Origin of the sequence: Acinetobacter sp. YH01006 (assembly GCF_013420445.1) — a bacterium.
GTDB classification, from domain to species: Bacteria; Pseudomonadota; Gammaproteobacteria; order Pseudomonadales; family Moraxellaceae; genus Acinetobacter; species Acinetobacter pseudolwoffii.
This window is the reverse complement of record NZ_VOYB01000005.1, coordinates 19747-39349: the sequence shown is the minus strand read 5'-3', so window position 1 is coordinate 39349 and position 19603 is coordinate 19747. Positions and strand designations below refer to the sequence as shown.

The window sequence follows — 19603 nt, the reverse complement described above, 5'->3', positions numbered from 1 at the left end:
CGATCCCACTTTGGAATTTATGACACCTTTGGTCAAAGTTTGATTTAAGGCGAAGTTGAGTGTAAAGGATCGGTTTGAACAGAAGTATCGGTTCCTGTCGCATCTGCTTTACGAATATGGGGGTTCTCCAACTCCAATACTTCCTGTAAATGCAGATCAAAGACATCTGTGAGCATGCTGTCATAACGACGTGCATTATAGTGAAGCAGCTTTTCTGCTTCTTCATCATTAATAAAGCCATGTTGCTGTGCATCTGTCACATGCTCGGCAAAGCTTAGACCTTTAAACTGACCTTTGTTTTCAGCTTTTTTAAAGCGATCCCAAAGCTGTTCAATATCCAGTAGCAAAGCGAAAGTCGATTCCATGCGTCCAGTGACATCAGTTTTATGAGTATTATAATAGACATGCTTCTTCAATACCTGACGGAATGCGTTATCTTCCATCATGCTATTTGCAACCTGCTGTTTAAGCTGGTCTGAGGGTTTGTGTACGGGACGGCCAAATGGGAAACATAACAGTTTGATCATGCCTGCTGCTGCACCGGCCGGGAAGTTAGCAAACAGATCATAAAATGCTTCCTGCGCTGTATAGAGTGACTTTTCTATTGCAAGCTGTGCATGCAAACGTTCAGCTTCAGTCTTTTTGCTATGCTCAAAATACTTCAGAATAGAGGAGGCAATAAACAGGTGAGCATGAATATCGGCGAGACGTCCGGACAGCATTTCCTTGCGTTTGATATCGCCTGCCAGTAAACCCAGACACATGTCTGCAGTTAAGGCAAAGTTGGCGCTCAGCCGGTTAATGACCTTGTAATAAGGTCGGGTAAACTCAACCGCACTTTGAGGTGCTGTACTTGAACCACCCGTAAATGCGTAGGCAAAGGAACGGGCGGTACGGTTAAAGGTATATCCCAGATGTTTAAACAATAAATGATCAAAAGGCTTGAGTGCGGCTGCCGGGTCTTCAGCCTGTAAGAGTTGTAATTCTTCATAGAGATAAGGATGGCAACGCATTGAACCCTGACCGAAAATCATCAGGGAACGACTGAGAATATTTGCACCTTCAACGGTAATGGAGACTGGAATCGCCTGATAATAAGGTGCCAGAAAATTACGTGGCCCCATCTGAATGGCGCGGCCACCGACCACATCCATCCCGTGATTCACCACCTTACGCATTCCCTCTGTGGCATAGTATTTGGCAATCGCTGTCATTACAGCAGGCTTGCCGCCCTGATTAAGGCCACAAGTCACCAGATAACGGAAAGCTTCCAGCATATAGGTATCACTGGCAATTTCACTATTGGCTTCCTGAACACCTTCAAACTTGCCGACTGAAATTTTAAATTGTTGACGGATTCGGGAAAAAGCCCCGACATTTAAATAAGTCATTTCTGCCGCAGAAGTAGACAGTGCCGGTAGGGAAATGCCACGACCCACAGCCAGACATTCCATCAGCATGCGCCAGCCCTTACCGGCGTTTTTTACGCCACCAATAATCCAGTCCAGAGGAATAAATACATCTTTACCTTCAACTGTACCATTCATGAATGGTGGGCCGGGATTATGACGAGGACCTACTTGGACCCCTTCATGACTGGCAGGCAGCAGGGCACAGGTAATACCATATTCAGTCTGTTCGCCCAAAAGATGATCCGGGTCATACATTTTAAAGGCCAGACCTACCACTGTTGCAATGGGTGCCAGCGTAATCCAGCGTTTGGAAAAATTCATTCGCAAGCCTAGGACTTCCTGACCTTCAAACTGGCCGTAGCAGACCACGCCAGTATCGGGAATAGCGCCTGCATCAGAGCCCGCTTCCGGACTGGTCAGGCCGAAACAGGGAATTTCTTCACCTCGCGCCAGGCCCGGCAGGTAACGGTTTTTCTGTTTCTCAGTACCATAATGCAGCAATAGTTCACCCGGGCCGAGAGAGTTCGGTACCATGCAACTCACGGCCGTGGTGAGGGAGCGAGAGGAAATCTTGCTCATCACCCGGCTTTGAGCAAAAGAACTAAATGCGCGACCACCATATTCTTTGGGAATAATCAGGCCCAAAAAACCATGCTCCTTAATATATTGCCAGACATGATCAGGCAGCACTTTCTGCTCGTGAATTTCCCATTCATCCAGCATGCTGCACAAGGTTTCAACTTCATTGTCCAGAAAGGCCTGTTCTTCTAGCGAGAGTTTTGGATAAGGATAGCTATTAAAGGTTTCCCAGTTCGGTGCACCCATAAACAGTTCTTTTTCCCACCAGCTGGTTCCAGAGTCGAGTGCTTCACGCTCTGTCGGACTGATGCTCGGCATGGCATTGGCCAGTGCTTTATAGGCCGGTCTGGAAATAAACGACATGCGCAAAGGGTCGATTATCACCACGAGGCTGATCAGGATGAGCGGGATACCAAGAATCAGTGACCACGGACTAAGAAAGGCACAGACCACTGACACGACCATCAGCACGATTGCACCTGCACTACGCGAGAGCTGAAAATAGAAAACTGCCCATAAACTCAGTAATAGCAGTAGCACAGCGAAAATAAATGACATTGTTATATTTCTCCAGATTTATACAACACTGGCTTTGTCTGGATTTCTCGGATATTTCACCACCGTTCATTCATTTTTAGTCGTTCGAGAATCAGACAGGTTTAGCATTGGATTTGTGAGAATGATCTTTTTAAGTATGGCAACGATATGTTTAAGTCTTGCATCTATTTTGAGGTTGTTGGAAAAATGATCAATCTTCAAGTGAGAACGCGCAAAGAAATGTGAAGATAAGTAATGACTTAATCTTTATCTAAAATAAAAAATGGGGTTTAACGCTCAGTAAAATTTTAATATGGATATTAAAAAGCCCTCTACTGGAGAGTAAAGCTGATCAGTTAAAGAATTTAGAAATAGACTCTTTAACTGCTTAGTCGTTCAAGGTCGTTCAAGATGGAGTCTTAACTTTTTAAATCAAATATTTGTAAATCATTTGTTACTTTGGTTTCGCCCAAATGAGAAGCGAAACTTCGCAAGGAAGGCATCTTGTGATCCCTCACCGCAAAACTCGTCAGCCACCATCCACTAGTAAATTTGTCATGGAAACCATCATTTTTTTAATATTGCCGTGCAATATACCTCATGCTTCAAACAGTTGCGGATAACTTTGCTATCTATCAAATATAATACTGAATTTAAAAAATAAAATGCCAGTCAATTGCTTAACTGACTGGCATTACTCTACTTGAGAGGGCTTTTATTTCATTGGTTTAAACAGGACTAAGCTTCAATGGCCTGAACAGCAATTTTCTTGGCAGGGTCAGTTTTACGACGCACTGCTGGAACCGGTTCGCCGTAGTATTGACGATCGGCAAAGTAGCTTGAACGAACCATGGGTGCTGCCCAGATATTGCGGAAGCCCAGTTTTTGGCCATGTTCGGTATAACGTTCGAATTCTTCAGGGGTCACAAAGCGATCAATCGCTGCATGTTCTTTAGAAGGCTGTAGATACTGACCAATCGTCACATAGTCCACGCCGTGTGCATGTAAATCGTCAAGTAAGGCAAGCACTTCTTCTTCAGTCTCACCAATACCGACCATCAGGCCACATTTGGTTGGAATATTCGGGCAATATTCTTTAAACATTTTTAACAGGTTTAAAGAGTGCTGATAATCAGAACCTGGACGCATCGCTTTATATAAACGCGGCACTGTTTCAATATTATGATTAAACACATCGGGTGGACATTCGGTCATGATGCGCAGTGCAATATCCATACGGCCACGGAAGTCCGGTACCAAAATTTCAAGTAAAGTTTTTGGACTTAAAGCACGTGCTTCTTTAATACAATCGACAAAATGCTGCGCACCACCATCGAGTAAGTCATCACGGTCTACAGAGGTAATCACGGCATATTTCAACCCAAGATTAGCAATGGTTTCGGCCATGTGGCGCGGTTCATCTGCATCCAATGCATTTGGCCGACCATGTGCTACATCGCAAAATGGACAGCGACGGGTACAGATATCACCCATAATCATAAAGGTTGCGGTACCGCCACCAAAACATTCAGGCAGGTTTGGACAGGCTGCTTCTTCACAGACAGTATGTAGTTTTTGCTCGCGAAGCGTTGTTTTAATCCGTTGTACTTCTTCCGGCGCTGCCATCTTTACGCGAATCCAGTCCGGCTTACGTGGTGTTTCAACCGTAGGGATCACTTTTACAGGAATACGAGCGACTTTCTCTGCGCCACGAAGTTTGACACCCTGTTCAGGTTTACGGTTTTCAGACATATTCAACTTTTCCACTGTTTTTGAAGGGGGAGATGATCAAAGATAGCGCGTTTATTATAACGAACTTAGCTATAAATAGGGCAAAAAGGGGTATTCATTTAAAAAATGTTCTCATCAACCAATATATGTGAGTTAAATACACAAAATCAACAGGATTTACGTCATAATAAGCAGGTAGATTAAAGTGAATTTTTTAATTTTGAGGAGCGTTGAATGCCACGTAAAAAAGAGGTCGTTAGTGGGACTTTCGTTAAATATGATGCGGTAGTTCTAGGTTCGGGCCCTGCGGGCGAAGGCGCGGCAATGAAACTTGCCAAATCTGGTAAGCGTGTTGCAATCGTTGAGATGCGTGAACAGCTAGGTGGTAATTGTACCCATGTGGGTACCATTCCAAGTAAAGCATTGCGTCAAACGGTATCCAGTATTATCCGTTATCAACGTGATCCACTGTTTCAGAAAGTTGGGGACTGGAAACAGTTCACCATGAAGCAAGTATTGCGTCATGCGCATAAAGTGATTCAACAACAAGTAGATACACATTCACGGTTCTATGACCGTAACAAGATCGATATCTATCATGGTCGAGCCTATGTTCAGGATCAAAATACTATTTTTGTATTTAGTCCAGATGGCATTAAAGAAACCTTGATGTTTAAGCAACTGGTCATTGCTAGCGGTTCGCGTCCGTATCGCCCAGAAATTCTTGATTTTAATCATCCACGTGTATTTGATTCAGATAAAATTCTGGATCTGGACTTTTCTATCCAGAAAATCATTATTTATGGCGCAGGTGTAATTGGCTGTGAATATGCATCGATTTTCATTGGTCTTGGGCATAAAGTTGATTTGATCAATACCCAGCACAAACTGTTAAGCTATCTGGATGATGAAATTTCCGATGCGCTGTCTTATCACTTGCGTGAGCAAGGTGTGCTGATTCGTCACAATGAACAGATCGACTTCCTGGAAACATTTGATGATCACGTGGTGATGCACACGCAAAGCGGCAAAAAAATTAAAGCCGATGCAATTTTGTGGTGTAACGGCCGTTCAGGCAATACCGATGGTTTGGGGCTGGAAAATGTCGGCCTGAAACCAAACAGCCGTGGTCAGTTGACGGTAAATGATCAATATCAGACTGAAGTTGAAAATATCTATGCTGCCGGTGATGTAATCGGTTGGCCGTCGCTTGCATCTGCTGCTTATGACCAAGGTCGTTGCGCGGGTGCCAATATGAGCGGTGAGCCAGATGTTGCCCCCGTCACTGATATTCCAACCGGAATCTATACCATTCCCGAGATTTCTTCGATTGGTAAAACTGAGCAGCAGTTGACTGAAGAAAAAATTCCGTATGAAGTCGGTCAGGCCTCGTTCCGTCATTTGGCGCGTGCGCAAATTACCGGTGACACTATGGGCGAATTAAAGATTTTGTTCCATCGTGAAACGCTGGAAGTTTTGGGTGTACATTGCTTCGGTAATAATGCATCTGAAATTATCCACATTGGTCAGGCGGTGATGAACAGTCCAAACAATACGATCAAGTATTTTGTGGAAACCACGTTTAACTATCCGACCATGGCGGAAGCCTACCGTGTAGCGACACTCAATGGTATGAATCGTTTATTCTAAGCGAGATGTTTGCCTTGGATTTAAAAAACCCGTAAGTGAAGGCTTGCGGGTTTTTTGTTTTAAATGCTTTAAATCAGCTAGAAGATAAAGCATTGACCAATTCAATTCGGATGAAGATAAAGTTGATTAACTTGGTTTTTAAGCAGCCATTTTTCGGCATTCTTCCGCACAACGGCGACAGGCTTCTGCACATTGCTGACAATGTTCATGTTGGTGCTGACTGCATTCTTCTGCGCAATAATCACAAGCCTTGGCACACAGCTCGCAGATTTCCTGCATAAAAGGCGATTGCTTCTGCTCCATACGCGCGCAGAGCTGACAAATATCGGCACAATCCAGACAACGCTGGATGCATTCACGCATCATTTCTACATGTTCTTCTTTTAAGCAGGCAGCTGCACAAGCGGTACAGGTAAGGGAGCAGCTCATACAGGTTTGAACACAATCTGACAAATGACGGGTATTCATCTTTTTCTCCTTAAGGCGATAAACATATTTATGACTGAATACGCTAAGCAGAAAAAGGAAAACACACTAGGTTAATTAGGTGAGAAAAAGTAAAGAATAACTTGGTTATGTAAAGGATATACGAAAGAATCTTATATTCATCAAGCTTGAAAAATAAAATTCACTCGAGCAGAACTGGCAATATTCCAAAAATAAAACACCGTTGAGGTGGTTAGTTCCTCAATGCTGAAAGTGTATACCTCGCTGATCTAATTCTTCTGGAAGGCTGGATTATCCCTTTTTTATTATGATGTTTCTCATTAAAACGGGCGACTACTGGCAAGACTGATCCGTTTAAGCAAATGGTACTGATCGGCTGGAAAAAGACAACGGGAGTGTAAAGTCTCGGAATTTTCTTGTTCATGAGCATCTAAGAAAATTTCCAGATTGAAATAAAATTAAAAAAGTAATGATCAGTTTATGAATAACCTTGTATTTTTATTATTCTATTGATTATGAATCATTTAAGTTATTGTGCTGTGAATTGTGTTTATTTAGCTGAGTAAATTTCAGCAGTTTAATGCGCACAAAAGGCCTGATTAAAGTATTCAAACAGCTGCGGTGTCTGGATCCATAATGCCACCGACAGAGCGAATAAAAGCAAGAGCGCCACAGCAATCGAGATTTTGAGTATGAGCATAGAATCAGTCATGCACAATTTGCTCCTCATTGACCCAGAAATGTACCAATACGCCAAAAATGCTTAAGGCAATCGACAGCATCCAGACAGCATTATAATTACCACTCAAGTCATGATTGACTCCGCCAAGATAACCACCGAAAAACGAGCCGACCTGATGGGTAAAAAACACGATACCACTGAGCATGGTCAGGTATTTCACCCCGAACATATTCGCCACAATGCCGTTGGTGAGCGGAACGGTCGATAGCCAGAGTAATCCCATAATGACACCAAAGGCATAGACTGTCCATGTGCTCAGTGGCAGCATGAGAAAGGCAATAATTGCGATCCCGCGTAAGCCATAGAGACCCATCAACAAATGCGGCTTGGAATATTTACCCCCGAGCCAGCCCGCAGTATAGGTGCCGACCACATTAAATAGACCCACCAATGCCAGAAAAATAGTCCCTGTGGTGGCATTAAAACCGTGATCAATCAGATAACCCGGCAGGTGAATGCCAATAAATACCACCTGGAAACCGCAGACAAAAAAGCCCATAGACAGAAACCAGAAGGGTTTATGATTTTTCACTACCAGCAGAATCTGTTTAAAACTGAGGGACACTTTATTGGGTGTAGATGCTGCATTTGGATGAATATACATTGGTGCTTTCAGCATCCAGGCCAGTGGTACAATCAGGGCAATCAAAATCGCACTGACCACCAATGCTCCTGACCAACCAACATTCTGTAACAGCAACAGGGTCGAAGGCAGCATGATAAACTGGCCAAAAGATCCGGCAGCACTGGCAATACCCATCGCCAGACTGCGTTTTTCTGGTGGTGCAGCACGTCCTACAGCAGACAGTAAAACCGGGAAAGATGTTGCAGACAGGGCCAGACCTAAAATCAGGCCCACACTCAGATTTAACAGCAGTCCAGTAGAACTGATCGCCATGAGTAGCAAGCCCACGGCATAGAGTGCCCCACCTACGGCAACGACAATCTTGCTGCCATATTTATCTGCGAAGGCTCCAGTAATGGGTTGTACTGCTCCCCAGATCAGGTTTTGCATGGCAATCGCCAAGCTAAAAACATTATGTCCCCAACCAAATTCATCACTCATCGGCACCAGATAAAGACCAAATGCATGACGTACGCCCAATGACAATGCCAGAATGATAGCGGAGCCAATCAGCATAAAAATAAGCGCTTTGGAAAATGGAGTATCGGACATAGGGCAGGCAGGCAGATAAAGTCAGCGCTTATAGTATTCGATTCAGGTAAAGGAGGCGATAAAATAAAAATTGATCGAAAGATAAATTTTTTTTATCAATATTTTAAGCCTAAAAAAACGGCCGAAGCCGTTTTTCTGAAACCTGATATTGAACTTAGAAACGCATGCCAATACCTGCATAGGCCAGAATCGGATTAATCTCAATATCTGCCTTGGAACGAATCAGTTCGCCCAACGTACTATCAGTGACGGTAATGGTTGTATCATTTTTCAGATGTGCGTAGGAGACTGAGCCGACCGCAAACCAGGTATCATTAAAGTCATAACTGAAGCCAACCGTAGCGACAGGGGCAAAGACATCTGAGGCTTCAAGTTTTACTTTAGGATCGGCTTCACTTAGCTTACCTTCAAGGGAAGCACCAGCATTGCCTTGTTTAATATTGGCAATCATATGTCCAGCAGCAATCAGGTCCTGCTCGGTACGCGAGTTGATTTCCAGTTCATTAAAATAGGCATACATCACACCTAAGCCGACATAAGGACGAAATTTATTCACTCCGGTTTTACCAAAGTGATACTGGAATTCAACGGCAGGTGTCCAGGCACGGGCCGAGGCAGCAGGGCCATAGGCTTCCAAGTCTGTAATCAGAAGATCATTGGCCAATTCAAGGTTGCCTAAGGCACCCCCCAGGGGGGTTGCGATGGCCGAAAATGGGGCATAGATTTTACCACTGCCTTGTAAATCCACTTTGGGTGGAATACCAGCTTTCACTTCAAAGGAAATATGATCAGTAAAATAGTAATTGGTCATGATGCCTAAAGTCGTGACATCATCGGCTTCCAGACCAGTCCCTGGATTATTCCATTGTTCTAAACCTTGAATGGTGGCTTGCCCACTGAGGGGAGCCGAGATTTCGGGTAGGTTTAAAGCTAAATCGAGTAAAGGCGGGATTTTATAACCTTCACGAATATTGTCGCGTACAGTACTTGACTTGACTGCCCCGACATCACTTACTTCACCATTTTTGACCGCAGTATTGACTGCAAAAGCTTGGGCCTTACCTTGTGGCATCACATGTAGTGCACCCACAGACACAGAAAAGCGTTTAAAGCCATCTCCATCCTGTAGACTAAAATAAGGCGAATCTGCGTGGGCGACCATAGGTAAAGTGACAAGGCCTGCCATACATGCCAGCATTGTTTTCATTGATTTGGAACTCCATGTCCAGTGTATTTATTCGTTTTTCTAGTTCACTAATTATGTGAACTTCATTAAAAAATTCAGTTATAGAACAATAGATCAAAGGTTAACCATCGGTTAAGATTGGTAGCTTTTGTGTGTTTTTTGTATTCAAGGTTTGAGCTGTTAACAAAGAAACATCTGTAAAATAAGTCTTTTAAAATGTAGACAGTTAGTTTAAGTAGAGAAAAATCTGGTTTTTATCTCAGCAAAATTTTGATTTTTTAAGTCCTCAATATAGGTTTTTGTTCCTGAATGAGGCCGATTTTTGCAGCAAGTCGTTTAGGAATGAATTGATTTTTTGCTTTCCGTGCTTGAGCTCCAAATAGCACTAACAGAATTTATCCAAGATCCTGCTACCCAGTTGCTTGAGTTTTTTTGTACAATAGGCGCATATATTATTGAGTGAATCATATGAGCACCCAAACACCTCCCAAAAAAAAGCCTCTGGTTAATTTACCTTTCCCGATCAAACAAGCGGAGCAAAATGCTGCGGAAGAAGTTCTGGAAGATTTAAGACCAAGACCGCAGCGTTATGCTGACCGTACCTGGATGCCGCCACGCGGTACGCGTCGTTCAATGGGTAAACGCTAATTGGTCGAACTCAAAAAGCTATGATGAGTCATGGCTTTTTTTGTGTAAATTTTTAGATATTCAGCAATTAATATTTCATCTATTTCCTTATTTCTCGAGCAGATAAAACCCTGGTCAGATTTTTCTCATTTCTCATTTCTCATTTCTCATTGCTAAGCAGAATAAAATAATTAGTTGATCTATTGATCTTGCACATCTTATGCCCATAAAAAAAGCCAATTCAGAAATTGGCTTTTAGAGAGATAGGTTATTAGCGAATGCTTTTACGTGCTTTATTTTCCGGTTTTGGTGGGGCAATTTCTCGCTGTTCTTGCCAGACATCAATAAAGTCTTTTTCATTAATATTATACAGCTCAAGTAGCGCTAAAATTACACCCCCAAACAGCATGGCACCTTCCGAATGACTCTGAAAATCGATCAGTTTGGTATTTAGATTATGCAGGATATCTTCAATTTCGAAGACCCGTTCCCGCCCATTGCTGTCGGTCGGATAGATCTGGGTATTTAAAATAATCCTCGCCAGACTTTTTTCATTTTCGGTCAATGGCAATTCTTCAATCAGCTCATCAGTCGCAGGATTTAAAATGACTGAATCGCGAAAAATCGTATGTAAGAAGTTTGCGCTTAATTTGGGTAGAGGCTTTTCCACAAAAGGGCGAAAAGATTGCGGGAAAATGACATTGCGTGAAATGCCTTTAAACATCGGTGCAATTTCTTCGACTTTATAACCTGCGATCCCGCATCCTAAAGACGTAATAAAATATTTATTTTTAGAATGGTTTTTGGTGTAAATCTTGAAGTCATCGATATAGTGCTGGATTTGTGACAGCGGCATTTGCTGCAAATGCTCGTTCATGGTTGGAATGGCATAGCTTTGACCCGACCAGCCACGACCGACGCCCATGACTGCACCAAAATGCTCAAGCGCTGTTCTTGCTGCACCTGCACCATGCTGTCCCGCCAGATTGCTGCCAAAAACAAACACAGTATTTTCCGGAAGGGATTTAACAATACTTTCATCGTGATAGTGGTAAGTCATAATTGTCTATTCGAGGCCATCCTGATCTTCATGTTGCCTTTGATCGGGGTTGGGGTCAAGTAAAAAGCCGGGATGGCCTGAATGTTGAAAGACTGACTAAATATGAGAATTCTCAACATATTTCTCGACTGTCATCATCTGTTGGATTTCGGTATTTTGGCTATGGAATCTGCTCCGGCAAGTCTGAAATCTGCTAAAATTCCTGATCCGCATTCGAGTTGAGACATGTAGCTGTGACTGATAAGCAACCCTTTGAATTAGTAACCAGTTATCAACCCGCAGGTGATCAGCCACAGGCCATTGAAAAGCTGGTCAAAGGTATTGAACAGGGCTTTCATGATCAGCTTTTACTGGGCGTTACCGGGTCGGGTAAGACTTATACCATGGCCAATGTAATTGCACAGACCCAGCGTCCGACCATTGTCATGGCACATAACAAAACGCTGGCTGCACAGCTTTATGGCGAATTTAAAGCATTTTTTCCGAATAACGCCGTCGAGTATTTTGTCAGTTATTATGATTATTATCAGCCGGAAGCTTATGTGCCATCTTCAGATACTTTTATCGAGAAAGATGCCGCAATTAATGACCATATTGACCAGATGCGTCTTTCCGCGACCCGATCATTATTAGAACGTCGTGATGCAATTATTGTCGCATCAGTTTCTGCAATTTATGGTTTGGGTGATCCGAATGCCTACATGAGCATGTTGCTGCATGTGGTGGAAGGCGACCGCATTGGTCGTGATGACATTATCCGCCGTCTGGTCGAAATGCAGTATTCGCGTAATGAACTGGAATTCCTGCGCGGTACTTATCGTATTCGTGGGGAAATTATCGATATTTTTCCGGCAGAATCGGATCAGGATGCCATCCGGCTTGAACTGTTTGATGATGAAGTCGACTCCATCCGCTGGTTTGATCCACTGACCGGAAAAATGGTGCGCAAAGTCTCGCGGGTGACGATTTATCCCAAAAGTCACTATGTCACGCCAAAAGACAATTTATCCCGCGCGATTGAAACCATTCGGGAAGAACTCAAAGAACGACTGGTGTTCTTTCGTGAAAATGACAAATTGCTGGAAGCGCAGCGGATTGAGCAGCGTACCCGTTATGATCTGGAAATGATGCAGCAGTTGGGCTATACCAATGGCATCGAAAACTACTCGCGTCATTTGTCTGGACGTCCTTCAGGCGAGGCACCGCCAACCTTGTTCGATTATATTCCCGATGATGCCTTGCTGATTATTGATGAATCGCATGTGACTGTGCCACAAATTGGTGCCATGTATAAAGGCGACCGTTCGCGCAAAGAAAATCTGGTGAATTACGGCTTCCGTTTGCCAAGCGCGCTAGATAACCGCCCGATGAAATTTGAAGAATGGGAACGCATTGTCCCGACCACCGTTTATGTCAGCGCAACGCCAGCACGTTATGAACTGGAAAAATCGCAGCAGATTGTCGAGCAGGTGGTACGTCCGACCGGTCTGATCGATCCTGAAATTGAAATTCGTCCGGTACTGACGCAAGTCGATGATGTACTTTCAGAAATTAATCTGCGTAAAGATATCAATGAGCGGGTACTGGTCACCACCTTGACCAAGCGCATGGCAGAAGACCTGACCTCTTATTTGAAAGAGTACGGGATTAAGGTCGCTTATTTACACTCGGATATCGATACTGTTGAGCGCGTCAAGATCATTCATGAGCTGCGTACTGGCGTACACGATGTGCTGGTCGGGATTAACCTGCTGCGTGAAGGTCTGGATATGCCAGAAGTGTCGCTGGTTGCGATTCTGGATGCCGATAAAGAAGGTTTCCTGCGTTCTGAGCGTTCTCTCATTCAGACTATCGGGCGTGCTGCGCGTAACCTGAAAGGGAGGGCGATTTTGTATGCAGATCGAATAACTGACTCAATGCAAAAAGCCATTGATGAGACAGATCGACGTCGTGCCAAGCAGATTCAGTTTAATGAAGAGCATGGTATTACTCCGCGTAGCGCAGTCCGTCAGGTAATCAAGGAAATTGATACCGGTGAAATATTGGATGATGATTCAATTGAATTGAAAGCTTCTGATCAGGCGCGCGCGATCAGTGCAGATGAACGACATATCATGGCAGACCCGAAAATGTTTGCGAAGCATATTAACAAGCTTGAAAAGGAAATGCTGAAAGCCTCTAAAGAGTTACAGTTTGAGCAGGCTGCACGTCTGCGTGATGAAGTTTTGCGCTTAAAAGCCCAGATGTTTGATTGATTTTTTTTACATGAAGTTTTATTTCGATGACCTAAAGTCAATCATAAACCAAACATAATGTAACAAATCAAGTGCTTGGATAAGGCTATTGTAAGAACAGAAAATTTTTAAATAAATATTTTGTGAACATATAATAGGTATTTTTATGACAACTCAAAATTCTTCAGGTAATGGATTGAAGCTGGCAAAAATTGCTGTGGGTAGTGCGGTTCTTCTGGGTTTGGGCGCAGCGACGATGGCCTATGCGCAAAAGGAGCCATTACCGACCGTTGAAAAAGTTGAACTGGACCGTTATTTGGGGACTTGGTATGAAGTGGCGCGCAAGCCTTTGTCTTTTCAAAATAAATGTGATCGTGATGTCACTGCAACCTATACCTTGAATGAAAATGGCAATATTGTGGTCGATAACCGCTGTACTAAAAAAGATGGTCAGCCAACCCAATCCTTGGGTGAGGCATTTGTGCAAGATCCACCGCAAAATACCAAATTAAAAGTCAGTTTCCTGCCCGACTTTATTCGCTGGATTCCGGTCGGGCGTGGCGATTATTGGGTCTTAAAACTGGATGAGAATTATCAAACCGTTCTGGTCGGTGAGCCTAAACGTAAATACATGTGGATACTATCACGTAATCCGCAATTAGATAAAAATGTTGTAAACGAATATTTGCAATATGCACAGTCTGTGGGTTATGACCTGAGTGATGTGATTCATACCAAACAAACGCAAAGATAGAAATATCTTCTTAATCGAAACCATGCTTAGGCATGGTTTTTTATTTTTATGCCTAAAAATCTAGTTTAAAGTGGGGTAGTAATTTCACTTTAAATAGATGAAGCATCAAGCTTTCTAGTGTACTAATCGTTATAATGCCGGCGAATGAAAGTAGAGTTTGACTATGTATAAAGGCATTGCGTTATCTGTATTGGCCTCGGTGGTTTTCGGGGTGCTCTATGTATTTACGCCTTTCTTACAGCCTTTAGATAGTGAACAGACCTTTGCCTGGCGCATGCTGGCCACGATTCCGTTTTTAACTGCCTTTATGTGGTGGTCGGGTGATCTGCAACATATCAGCAGTATCTTTAAGCGGGTTTTGCAGCAACCTGCCTTGTTGATCTGGCTGCTGATCAGCTCCTTGTTATGTACCACACAATTATGGCTGTTCTTGTGGGGCCCTATCAATGGCCGTGGCCTAGAAGTCTCACTCGGCTATTTTTTGTTGCCTCTGGTGATGGTGCTGGTCGGCTGTATGCTCTATAAAGAAAAATTGTCATCATTCCAGATGGTCGCTGTCGCTTTGGCGGTATTGGGTGTAGGGCATGAGATCTGGCGAATTGGTTCAATTGCATGGGAAACGGTCTATGTGGCTTTGGCCTATCCTTTATATTTCTTCATGCGGCGTAAATTTGCTACGGATCATCTGGGGGGCTTCTGGTGGGATCTATGTCTGATTTTGCCCGCTGCATTTTATCTGGGTTTTATTTATAGCGACTCGATGCAGCTCATGTTAAATCATTCTCATTTAATCTGGGCAGTATTGGTACTGGGTTTTTTGAGCGCACTGGGACTCGGTAGCTATATTCTCGCCAGCCGATATTTACCCTTTGTTATTTTTGGGTTGTTGAGTTATCTGGAACCTGTGCTGTTGGCCTTTGCCTCGATGGCTTTGGGGGAGCGTGTGGAAGCTGGCGAGTGGCTGACTTATATTCCAATTTGGCTCGCCGTATTGGTGCTGGTGATTGAAGGGATTCTGCATCTATTTAAGCAGCGTAAACAGCAATTAGCGCTTAAGAAAAATCTGGCAAACTATCAGGATCGACTAGACTCTTAAAATTAAAAAGAGATCGAATGAATAAACAACATTTAACAAATTTCTGCTCCGTACGGGAAAACGCATGCTTTTAAAATTTTTGAATGCAAAATCATTTAGCTAATTGCAACTATTTCCCAGATTTATAGTGAATATACGTTAAAAACCACTCGTCTCGGTGAGCTTTTGATTCAAAGTTGCCTCCAATTCCATTACAATTATGGGGTTTTGAAATTTATGCCTAGATTTACAATTAATTAGAGGACGTATCTGTGAGCAAAGACACTATCGTTGCCCTACATGCAGAGCACCAAGGTCGCTGGAAAAACCGTGAAGAACTTGCGGAACGCATGATTGCCCTTGTTGGTCAGTTATATCGTGAAAAAAATATTGTAGCTACAGTTTATGGTCGCTCTTTAATTAACCGTTCTGTGATTCAGATCTTGAAAGCACACCGCCGTACTCGCGTACTCGATGTTGAACTTTCGGTTGTAAATACATTCCCAATTCTTGAAGCGTTGGCGAAAATTGAGAACATCGGTTCTGCTGAAGTTGATCTAGGTAAACTTGCTGTTGAATTTAAAGAAAAAGGCGGCGACATCGATGCATTTGTTGCAGACGCTGTTAAATCTCTAGAAGGTAATGCTGCTGCTGTAGAACATAAAGACGTAGTTCTTTATGGTTTCGGTCGTATCGGTCGTATCCTGGCACGTTTGATGATTGGTCAATCAGGTCTGGGTCGCGGTCTTAGCCTGAAAGCAATCGTGGTTCGTAAATCATCTGATGGTGATTTGGAAAAACGTGCATCTCTACTGCGTCGTGACTCGATTCATGGCCCATTTGCAGGCACGATTTCTGTAGATGAAGAAAACGAAGCAATTATTGCAAACGGTAACTTCATTAAAGTGATCTATGCGTCTAATCCTTCTGAAGTGGATTACACAGCATATGGTATTAACAATGCACTTGTGATCGACAACACTGGTAAATGGCGTGATGCTGAAGGTCTTGCTCAACACCTGAAATGCCCGGGCGCTGCTCGTGTTATTTTGACTGCACCTGGTAAAGGTGACATGAAGAATGTGGTTTACGGTGTGAACCAGGCGGACATCCTTGCTGAAGATAGCATCATCTCTGCTGCAAGCTGTACGACTAACGCAATTACTCCAACACTGAAAGTATTGCATGATAAATACACCGTGTTAAATGGTCATGTTGAAACAGTTCACTCGTTCACAAACGACCAGAACTTGATCGATAACTACCATAAAGCGGACCGTCGTGGCCGTGCTGCAACATTGAACATGGTTATTACTGAAACTGGCGCAGCGAAAGCAGTTGCTAAAGCGCTGCCAGCACTTCAAGGTAAATTGACAGGTAATTCTGTACGTGTTCCTACGCCAAATGTATCACTTGCAATTCTTAACCTGACTTTAGGTCAAGACGTTGATCGTGATGAAGTAAACGAATATATTCGTCAGATTTCAATCGGTTCGATCCTTCAAGGTCAAATCGGTTATACCAACTCGACTGAGGTGGTCTCTTCTGACTTTATTGGTTCACGCACTGCAGGTGTATTTGACGCGCAAGCAACAATCACTTCAGGCAACCGTTTAACTGCTTATGTTTGGTACGATAACGAAGTGGGTTATAGCTGCCAGGTATTACGTATTGCTGAACAAATGGGCGGCGTAAGCTATCCTAAAGTTCCTGCAGAAACAAATGCATAATTTGTTGATGTAGTTTAAAAAAGAGTCTCTATGGAGGCTCTTTTTTTATACTTATTTTTTATTGAAGTCGGGTGGATTCGATTCAATCACGAAATGTAAATCAGCTTGCTGACGAAATATTAATCTGTTAGCTTACAAAGAGTAAGTATATTAAAATCAGTAAGTAATAAAATCAGTAAGTAATAAAATCCCGAGATAGATTTATGACAAATTATGCAATTAGTCCGTTACTAGGGCAGGTTTTATCAACTGAATGTCCATCACGTGAAATATTGGAACATCTTGCCAATAAATGGTCGGTCTTGGTGTTGCGTTGCCTGAGTGAAGGTGTGCATCGTTTTAGTGAACTGAAACAACGGATTGAAGGGGTGAGTGAAAAGATGCTCTCCCAGACTTTAAAAGTGCTGGAACAAGATGGTTTTGTGCTCAGAACGGTTTATCCGGTTGTGCCACCAAAAGTGGAATATCAGTTGACCATTACCGGTTCACAAGCTGCAGATAAAGTGATGCAAATGATTCACTGGATTGAACGTGGTTTACCAGAAATTTTAGAAAATAAACAACGTGTTGCCAAATAGAAGCTAAATTGCTTTTGGGGTAGCAAGAGATGAAAAAGTCAGAAAATCTGTTGGCTACTTTACTGGCAGTGTATGCAATCATTTTAGTTTTATGCATTGCGATTTATGCAATCTTCAAACTTTTAGATGTTGATATTGCTTTAGCGACCAATCTCTTGCTTTGGTCAGCAGGGATATTTGCACCGATTGCCGTGTTGATGACATATACGAGTTGGTGAGAGCAAAAAAGTGCTGAAACAATTGCAGAGTATAGTAATGAGATATATAAAAAATTTATTCATTATTGCAGAGTTCTAGAAAACTATTCCTTAACATGGCCAAAGCGAAAAGATACAGCAATGGTTACGAAAGAACTTGAAAATTATTTTGAGGATATTTATCCAATATTAATTCTATATTTTGATTTTCTTAGAGAGTTAAATAAGTATGAATTAGTGGAAAAAACTCTACGATTTGAGAGAGTGCATTATGATCTATTGCAAGTAATGGAAGCTATTGATGAAGAGGAGGATTTGGAAAAATGGTGTGAGTATTCAAATGAATAGCCTATATATTCAGTTGGGGCTACACAGATACTTAAACAAATTAATAATGATTTAGTAAAAATAATATTTCATAATAGCTGAATAACAAAAGGAATAAACCGCTCAATTTATTCCTTTGTGAATCAAGCGTTTTGCATTTTCTTAAAATCCAAGCGATCAATCATTAAAATTCCAATCGAGAAAACTAAACCTAATACTACACATCCAATCCATTCAAAGTGTTGCCAAGCATAGACTGCACCAAGCGAACCTAAAGCGGCACCACTAAAGTAAATCGTCATATAGACTGCATTAATACGTGAACGCGATTTAAGATCAATCCGATAAACCAGATTCTGATTCAAAACATGGAAGGCTGTCAGACCAAAGTAGGCCATCAGCACACCAATCGCATAGATTACAATATTGTGCTGGGCAAAATATAAGGGCAGTGTAGAGCCGAACATCAGGACAATGCATAGCTTGGCGACCAGATTTTCTCTACCTTGTCCTACGGTTTTGCCTGACCAGCTTGATGAATAAATCCCGATCACGCCCAGTAAGCCAAATAACCCAATTTCGAAATCGGTGAAATAATAAGGTGCATTGCCTAATACAAAAGTCATCGAGGTAAAGATCATCGATAAAATTCCAAAACCCAAGGCACCCGCACAGGCACGCCGGATTAAATGTGGATTCTGACCTGCAAGGCTAAACAAAGAGCGGTAAATGTCACCAATAGTTAAGCCTGCCTGAGCTTGAGTATCGGGTAGTTTTTTCCACATGAGTGCTGCAAAGAGCAAGGTGATCACACCGCTGGATAAATACACACCTTCCCAAGACCAGTAAGTGGAAACAAAGCCGGCAAAGGTACGTGACAGAATAATTCCCATCACCAACCCACTCATCAGCTTACCCACTGTAGCAGCGCTGGATTCAGGTGGGCTAATGGTCGATACAAAAGGAATTAAGACCTGCGCCGAGATTGCGCCAAAGGTGGCACACAAGGTAAACAGATACAGCATTGATAAAGTTGTACTGAATGAAAGCAATATCTGCGAAATGGCTGCAAAGACCATCAAGCTAACGATCAGTTTGCGTTTATTCAGAAAGTCTCCCAAAGGAACCAAAAGCATTAAGCCGAGAACATAACCAATCTGTGCAATCACCACGGAAAAACCGGCCTGACTGGTACTAATGCCCAGACTTTTCTCGATTGAATAGATCAGAGGCTGGTTAAAATAGGCAGAGCCTGCACATAAGCCACATGCCATTGCCATCAATAATACAAATTGTGATGACAATGGACTGACAGATTTCCTTTCTGAATTGCTCATAGGCCCAACTCTTTTAACATTGCCTGCACTATAGGTAGTTGCACGACAAAGCAGAAATAATTAAAAACAATCAAGTGATCATTAAAAAGTATATTAAAACAAAAGCATAGAGCTTAGTTTTGAAACTTATCAAAAATTAATGGCTGCTCAATAACATGACAGGATTAAATAAGCGATCTTCATGGAATAGCATATAAATATAGTCGAGAAATTCTTTAAAATA

The 19603-nt window shown here is 42.6% G+C and carries 17 protein-coding genes and 1 pseudogene; 9 read left to right on the top strand and 9 right to left on the bottom strand.

The genetic code is table 11. The features are described 5' to 3' along the window. Nucleotides 1–44: 44 nt before the first annotated feature. Nucleotides 45–2549 (bottom strand): acyl-CoA dehydrogenase, encoded by a 2505-nt coding sequence (locus FTT73_RS06065; protein WP_180191150.1) that lies wholly within the window; start codon nt 2547–2549, stop codon nt 45–47. Between the two features lie 717 nt (nt 2550–3266). After that, nucleotides 3267–4280: a lipoyl synthase gene (gene lipA / locus FTT73_RS06060; RefSeq protein WP_180072149.1), complete on the bottom strand. Its 1014-nt coding sequence runs from the start codon at nt 4278–4280 to the stop codon at nt 3267–3269. A 213-nt stretch (nt 4281–4493) separates the two neighbouring features. Here lipA and sthA point away from each other — a divergent pair, with 213 nt between their 5' ends. Beyond that, entirely contained in the window at nt 4494–5909 is a 1416-nt protein-coding gene (gene sthA, locus FTT73_RS06055; RefSeq protein ID WP_005096431.1) for a Si-specific NAD(P)(+) transhydrogenase, read from the top strand. Between the two features lie 138 nt (nt 5910–6047). Here the strand turns inward: sthA and FTT73_RS06050 are convergent, their stop codons facing one another. From FTT73_RS06050 to FTT73_RS06040, 5 genes and pseudogenes are all read right to left on the bottom strand, one after another. After that, nucleotides 6048–6377 (bottom strand): four-helix bundle copper-binding protein, encoded by a 330-nt coding sequence (locus FTT73_RS06050; protein ID WP_005096433.1) that lies wholly within the window; start codon nt 6375–6377, stop codon nt 6048–6050. A gap of 299 nt (nt 6378–6676) precedes the next feature. Then, nucleotides 6677–6772: pseudogene (locus tag FTT73_RS16325) on the bottom strand (TauD/TfdA family dioxygenase); the annotation flags it as partial. Between the two features lie 161 nt (nt 6773–6933). Beyond that, nucleotides 6934–7068 (bottom strand): hypothetical protein, encoded by a 135-nt coding sequence (locus FTT73_RS16320; RefSeq protein ID WP_005096435.1) that lies wholly within the window; start codon nt 7066–7068, stop codon nt 6934–6936. Continuing rightward, nucleotides 7061–8275: an MFS transporter gene (locus tag FTT73_RS06045; protein WP_180000824.1), complete on the bottom strand. Its 1215-nt coding sequence runs from the start codon at nt 8273–8275 to the stop codon at nt 7061–7063. Before FTT73_RS06045 ends, FTT73_RS16320 begins: the two co-directional genes overlap by 8 nt. A gap of 154 nt (nt 8276–8429) precedes the next feature. Beyond that, entirely contained in the window at nt 8430–9482 is a 1053-nt protein-coding gene (locus FTT73_RS06040) for an OmpW family protein (RefSeq protein ID WP_159138013.1), read from the bottom strand. A gap of 447 nt (nt 9483–9929) precedes the next feature. Here FTT73_RS06040 and FTT73_RS06035 point away from each other — a divergent pair, with 447 nt between their 5' ends. Further along, on the top strand, nt 9930–10109 hold the full coding sequence (locus FTT73_RS06035) for a hypothetical protein (RefSeq protein ID WP_004646507.1): 180 nt from the start codon (nt 9930–9932) through the stop codon (nt 10107–10109). Nucleotides 10110–10359: 250 nt separating this feature from the next. Here the strand turns inward: FTT73_RS06035 and FTT73_RS06030 are convergent, their stop codons facing one another. Beyond that, nucleotides 10360–11148: a hypothetical protein gene (locus FTT73_RS06030; RefSeq protein WP_180191149.1), complete on the bottom strand. Its 789-nt coding sequence runs from the start codon at nt 11146–11148 to the stop codon at nt 10360–10362. 233 nt (nt 11149–11381) lie between these two features. Between FTT73_RS06030 and uvrB the strand changes: the two genes are divergently transcribed. The 7 genes from uvrB to FTT73_RS05995 all read left to right on the top strand — a co-directional run bounded on the left by uvrB (nt 11382) and on the right by FTT73_RS05995 (nt 18064). After that, entirely contained in the window at nt 11382–13403 is a 2022-nt protein-coding gene (gene uvrB, locus FTT73_RS06025) for an excinuclease ABC subunit UvrB (RefSeq protein WP_180191148.1), read from the top strand. 145 nt (nt 13404–13548) lie between these two features. Then, nucleotides 13549–14136 carry a lipocalin family protein gene (locus FTT73_RS06020; RefSeq protein ID WP_180185952.1) on the top strand — a complete coding sequence of 196 codons (588 nt, stop codon included), beginning with the start codon at nt 13549–13551 and terminating at the stop codon, nt 14134–14136. Nucleotides 14137–14299: 163 nt separating this feature from the next. Beyond that, the gene (rarD, locus tag FTT73_RS06015) at nt 14300–15232 is read left to right on the top strand and encodes an EamA family transporter RarD (protein ID WP_100355226.1); all 933 of its coding nucleotides are present in this window, start codon (nt 14300–14302) and stop codon (nt 15230–15232) included. Nucleotides 15233–15483: 251 nt separating this feature from the next. Continuing rightward, on the top strand, nt 15484–16941 hold the full coding sequence (locus tag FTT73_RS06010) for a glyceraldehyde-3-phosphate dehydrogenase (protein WP_180100957.1): 1458 nt from the start codon (nt 15484–15486) through the stop codon (nt 16939–16941). A 203-nt stretch (nt 16942–17144) separates the two neighbouring features. Next, nucleotides 17145–17519 (top strand): helix-turn-helix domain-containing protein, encoded by a 375-nt coding sequence (locus FTT73_RS06005; protein WP_005171768.1) that lies wholly within the window; start codon nt 17145–17147, stop codon nt 17517–17519. A gap of 29 nt (nt 17520–17548) precedes the next feature. Beyond that, nucleotides 17549–17737, top strand: coding sequence for a hypothetical protein (locus FTT73_RS06000; protein WP_228730814.1), 189 nt, complete (start codon nt 17549–17551; stop codon nt 17735–17737). Between the two features lie 120 nt (nt 17738–17857). Beyond that, nucleotides 17858–18064, top strand: a complete 207-nt coding sequence (locus FTT73_RS05995) for a hypothetical protein (RefSeq protein ID WP_180077293.1) — start codon at nt 17858–17860, stop codon at nt 18062–18064. Between the two features lie 122 nt (nt 18065–18186). On the opposite strand, the gene FTT73_RS05990 is transcribed toward FTT73_RS05995, so the two are convergent. Then, nucleotides 18187–19380, bottom strand: coding sequence for an MFS transporter (locus tag FTT73_RS05990; protein WP_180191147.1), 1194 nt, complete (start codon nt 19378–19380; stop codon nt 18187–18189). Nucleotides 19381–19603 lie beyond the last annotated feature (223 nt).

What these genes read in the sequence shown, in the direction of transcription:
- FTT73_RS06005 (WP_005171768.1), top strand. Translation starts at nt 17,145, where the DNA reads ATGACAAATTATGCAATTAGTCCGTTACTAGGGCAGGTTTTATCAACT.
- FTT73_RS06020 (WP_180185952.1), top strand. Translation starts at nt 13,549, where the DNA reads ATGACAACTCAAAATTCTTCAGGTAATGGATTGAAGCTGGCAAAAATT.
- FTT73_RS06040 (WP_159138013.1), bottom strand. Translation starts at nt 9,482, where the DNA reads ATGAAAACAATGCTGGCATGTATGGCAGGCCTTGTCACTTTACCTATG.
- sthA (WP_005096431.1), top strand. Translation starts at nt 4,494, where the DNA reads ATGCCACGTAAAAAAGAGGTCGTTAGTGGGACTTTCGTTAAATATGAT.
- FTT73_RS05995 (WP_180077293.1), top strand. Translation starts at nt 17,858, where the DNA reads ATGGTTACGAAAGAACTTGAAAATTATTTTGAGGATATTTATCCAATA.
- FTT73_RS05990 (WP_180191147.1), bottom strand. Translation starts at nt 19,380, where the DNA reads ATGAGCAATTCAGAAAGGAAATCTGTCAGTCCATTGTCATCACAATTT.
- FTT73_RS06065 (WP_180191150.1), bottom strand. Translation starts at nt 2,549, where the DNA reads ATGTCATTTATTTTCGCTGTGCTACTGCTATTACTGAGTTTATGGGCA.
- FTT73_RS06050 (WP_005096433.1), bottom strand. Translation starts at nt 6,377, where the DNA reads ATGAATACCCGTCATTTGTCAGATTGTGTTCAAACCTGTATGAGCTGC.
- FTT73_RS06030 (WP_180191149.1), bottom strand. Translation starts at nt 11,148, where the DNA reads ATGACTTACCACTATCACGATGAAAGTATTGTTAAATCCCTTCCGGAA.
- FTT73_RS06000 (WP_228730814.1), top strand. Translation starts at nt 17,549, where the DNA reads ATGAAAAAGTCAGAAAATCTGTTGGCTACTTTACTGGCAGTGTATGCA.
- FTT73_RS06035 (WP_004646507.1), top strand. Translation starts at nt 9,930, where the DNA reads ATGAGCACCCAAACACCTCCCAAAAAAAAGCCTCTGGTTAATTTACCT.
- lipA (WP_180072149.1), bottom strand. Translation starts at nt 4,280, where the DNA reads ATGTCTGAAAACCGTAAACCTGAACAGGGTGTCAAACTTCGTGGCGCA.
- rarD (WP_100355226.1), top strand. Translation starts at nt 14,300, where the DNA reads ATGTATAAAGGCATTGCGTTATCTGTATTGGCCTCGGTGGTTTTCGGG.
- FTT73_RS06045 (WP_180000824.1), bottom strand. Translation starts at nt 8,275, where the DNA reads ATGTCCGATACTCCATTTTCCAAAGCGCTTATTTTTATGCTGATTGGC.
- FTT73_RS16320 (WP_005096435.1), bottom strand. Translation starts at nt 7,068, where the DNA reads ATGACTGATTCTATGCTCATACTCAAAATCTCGATTGCTGTGGCGCTC.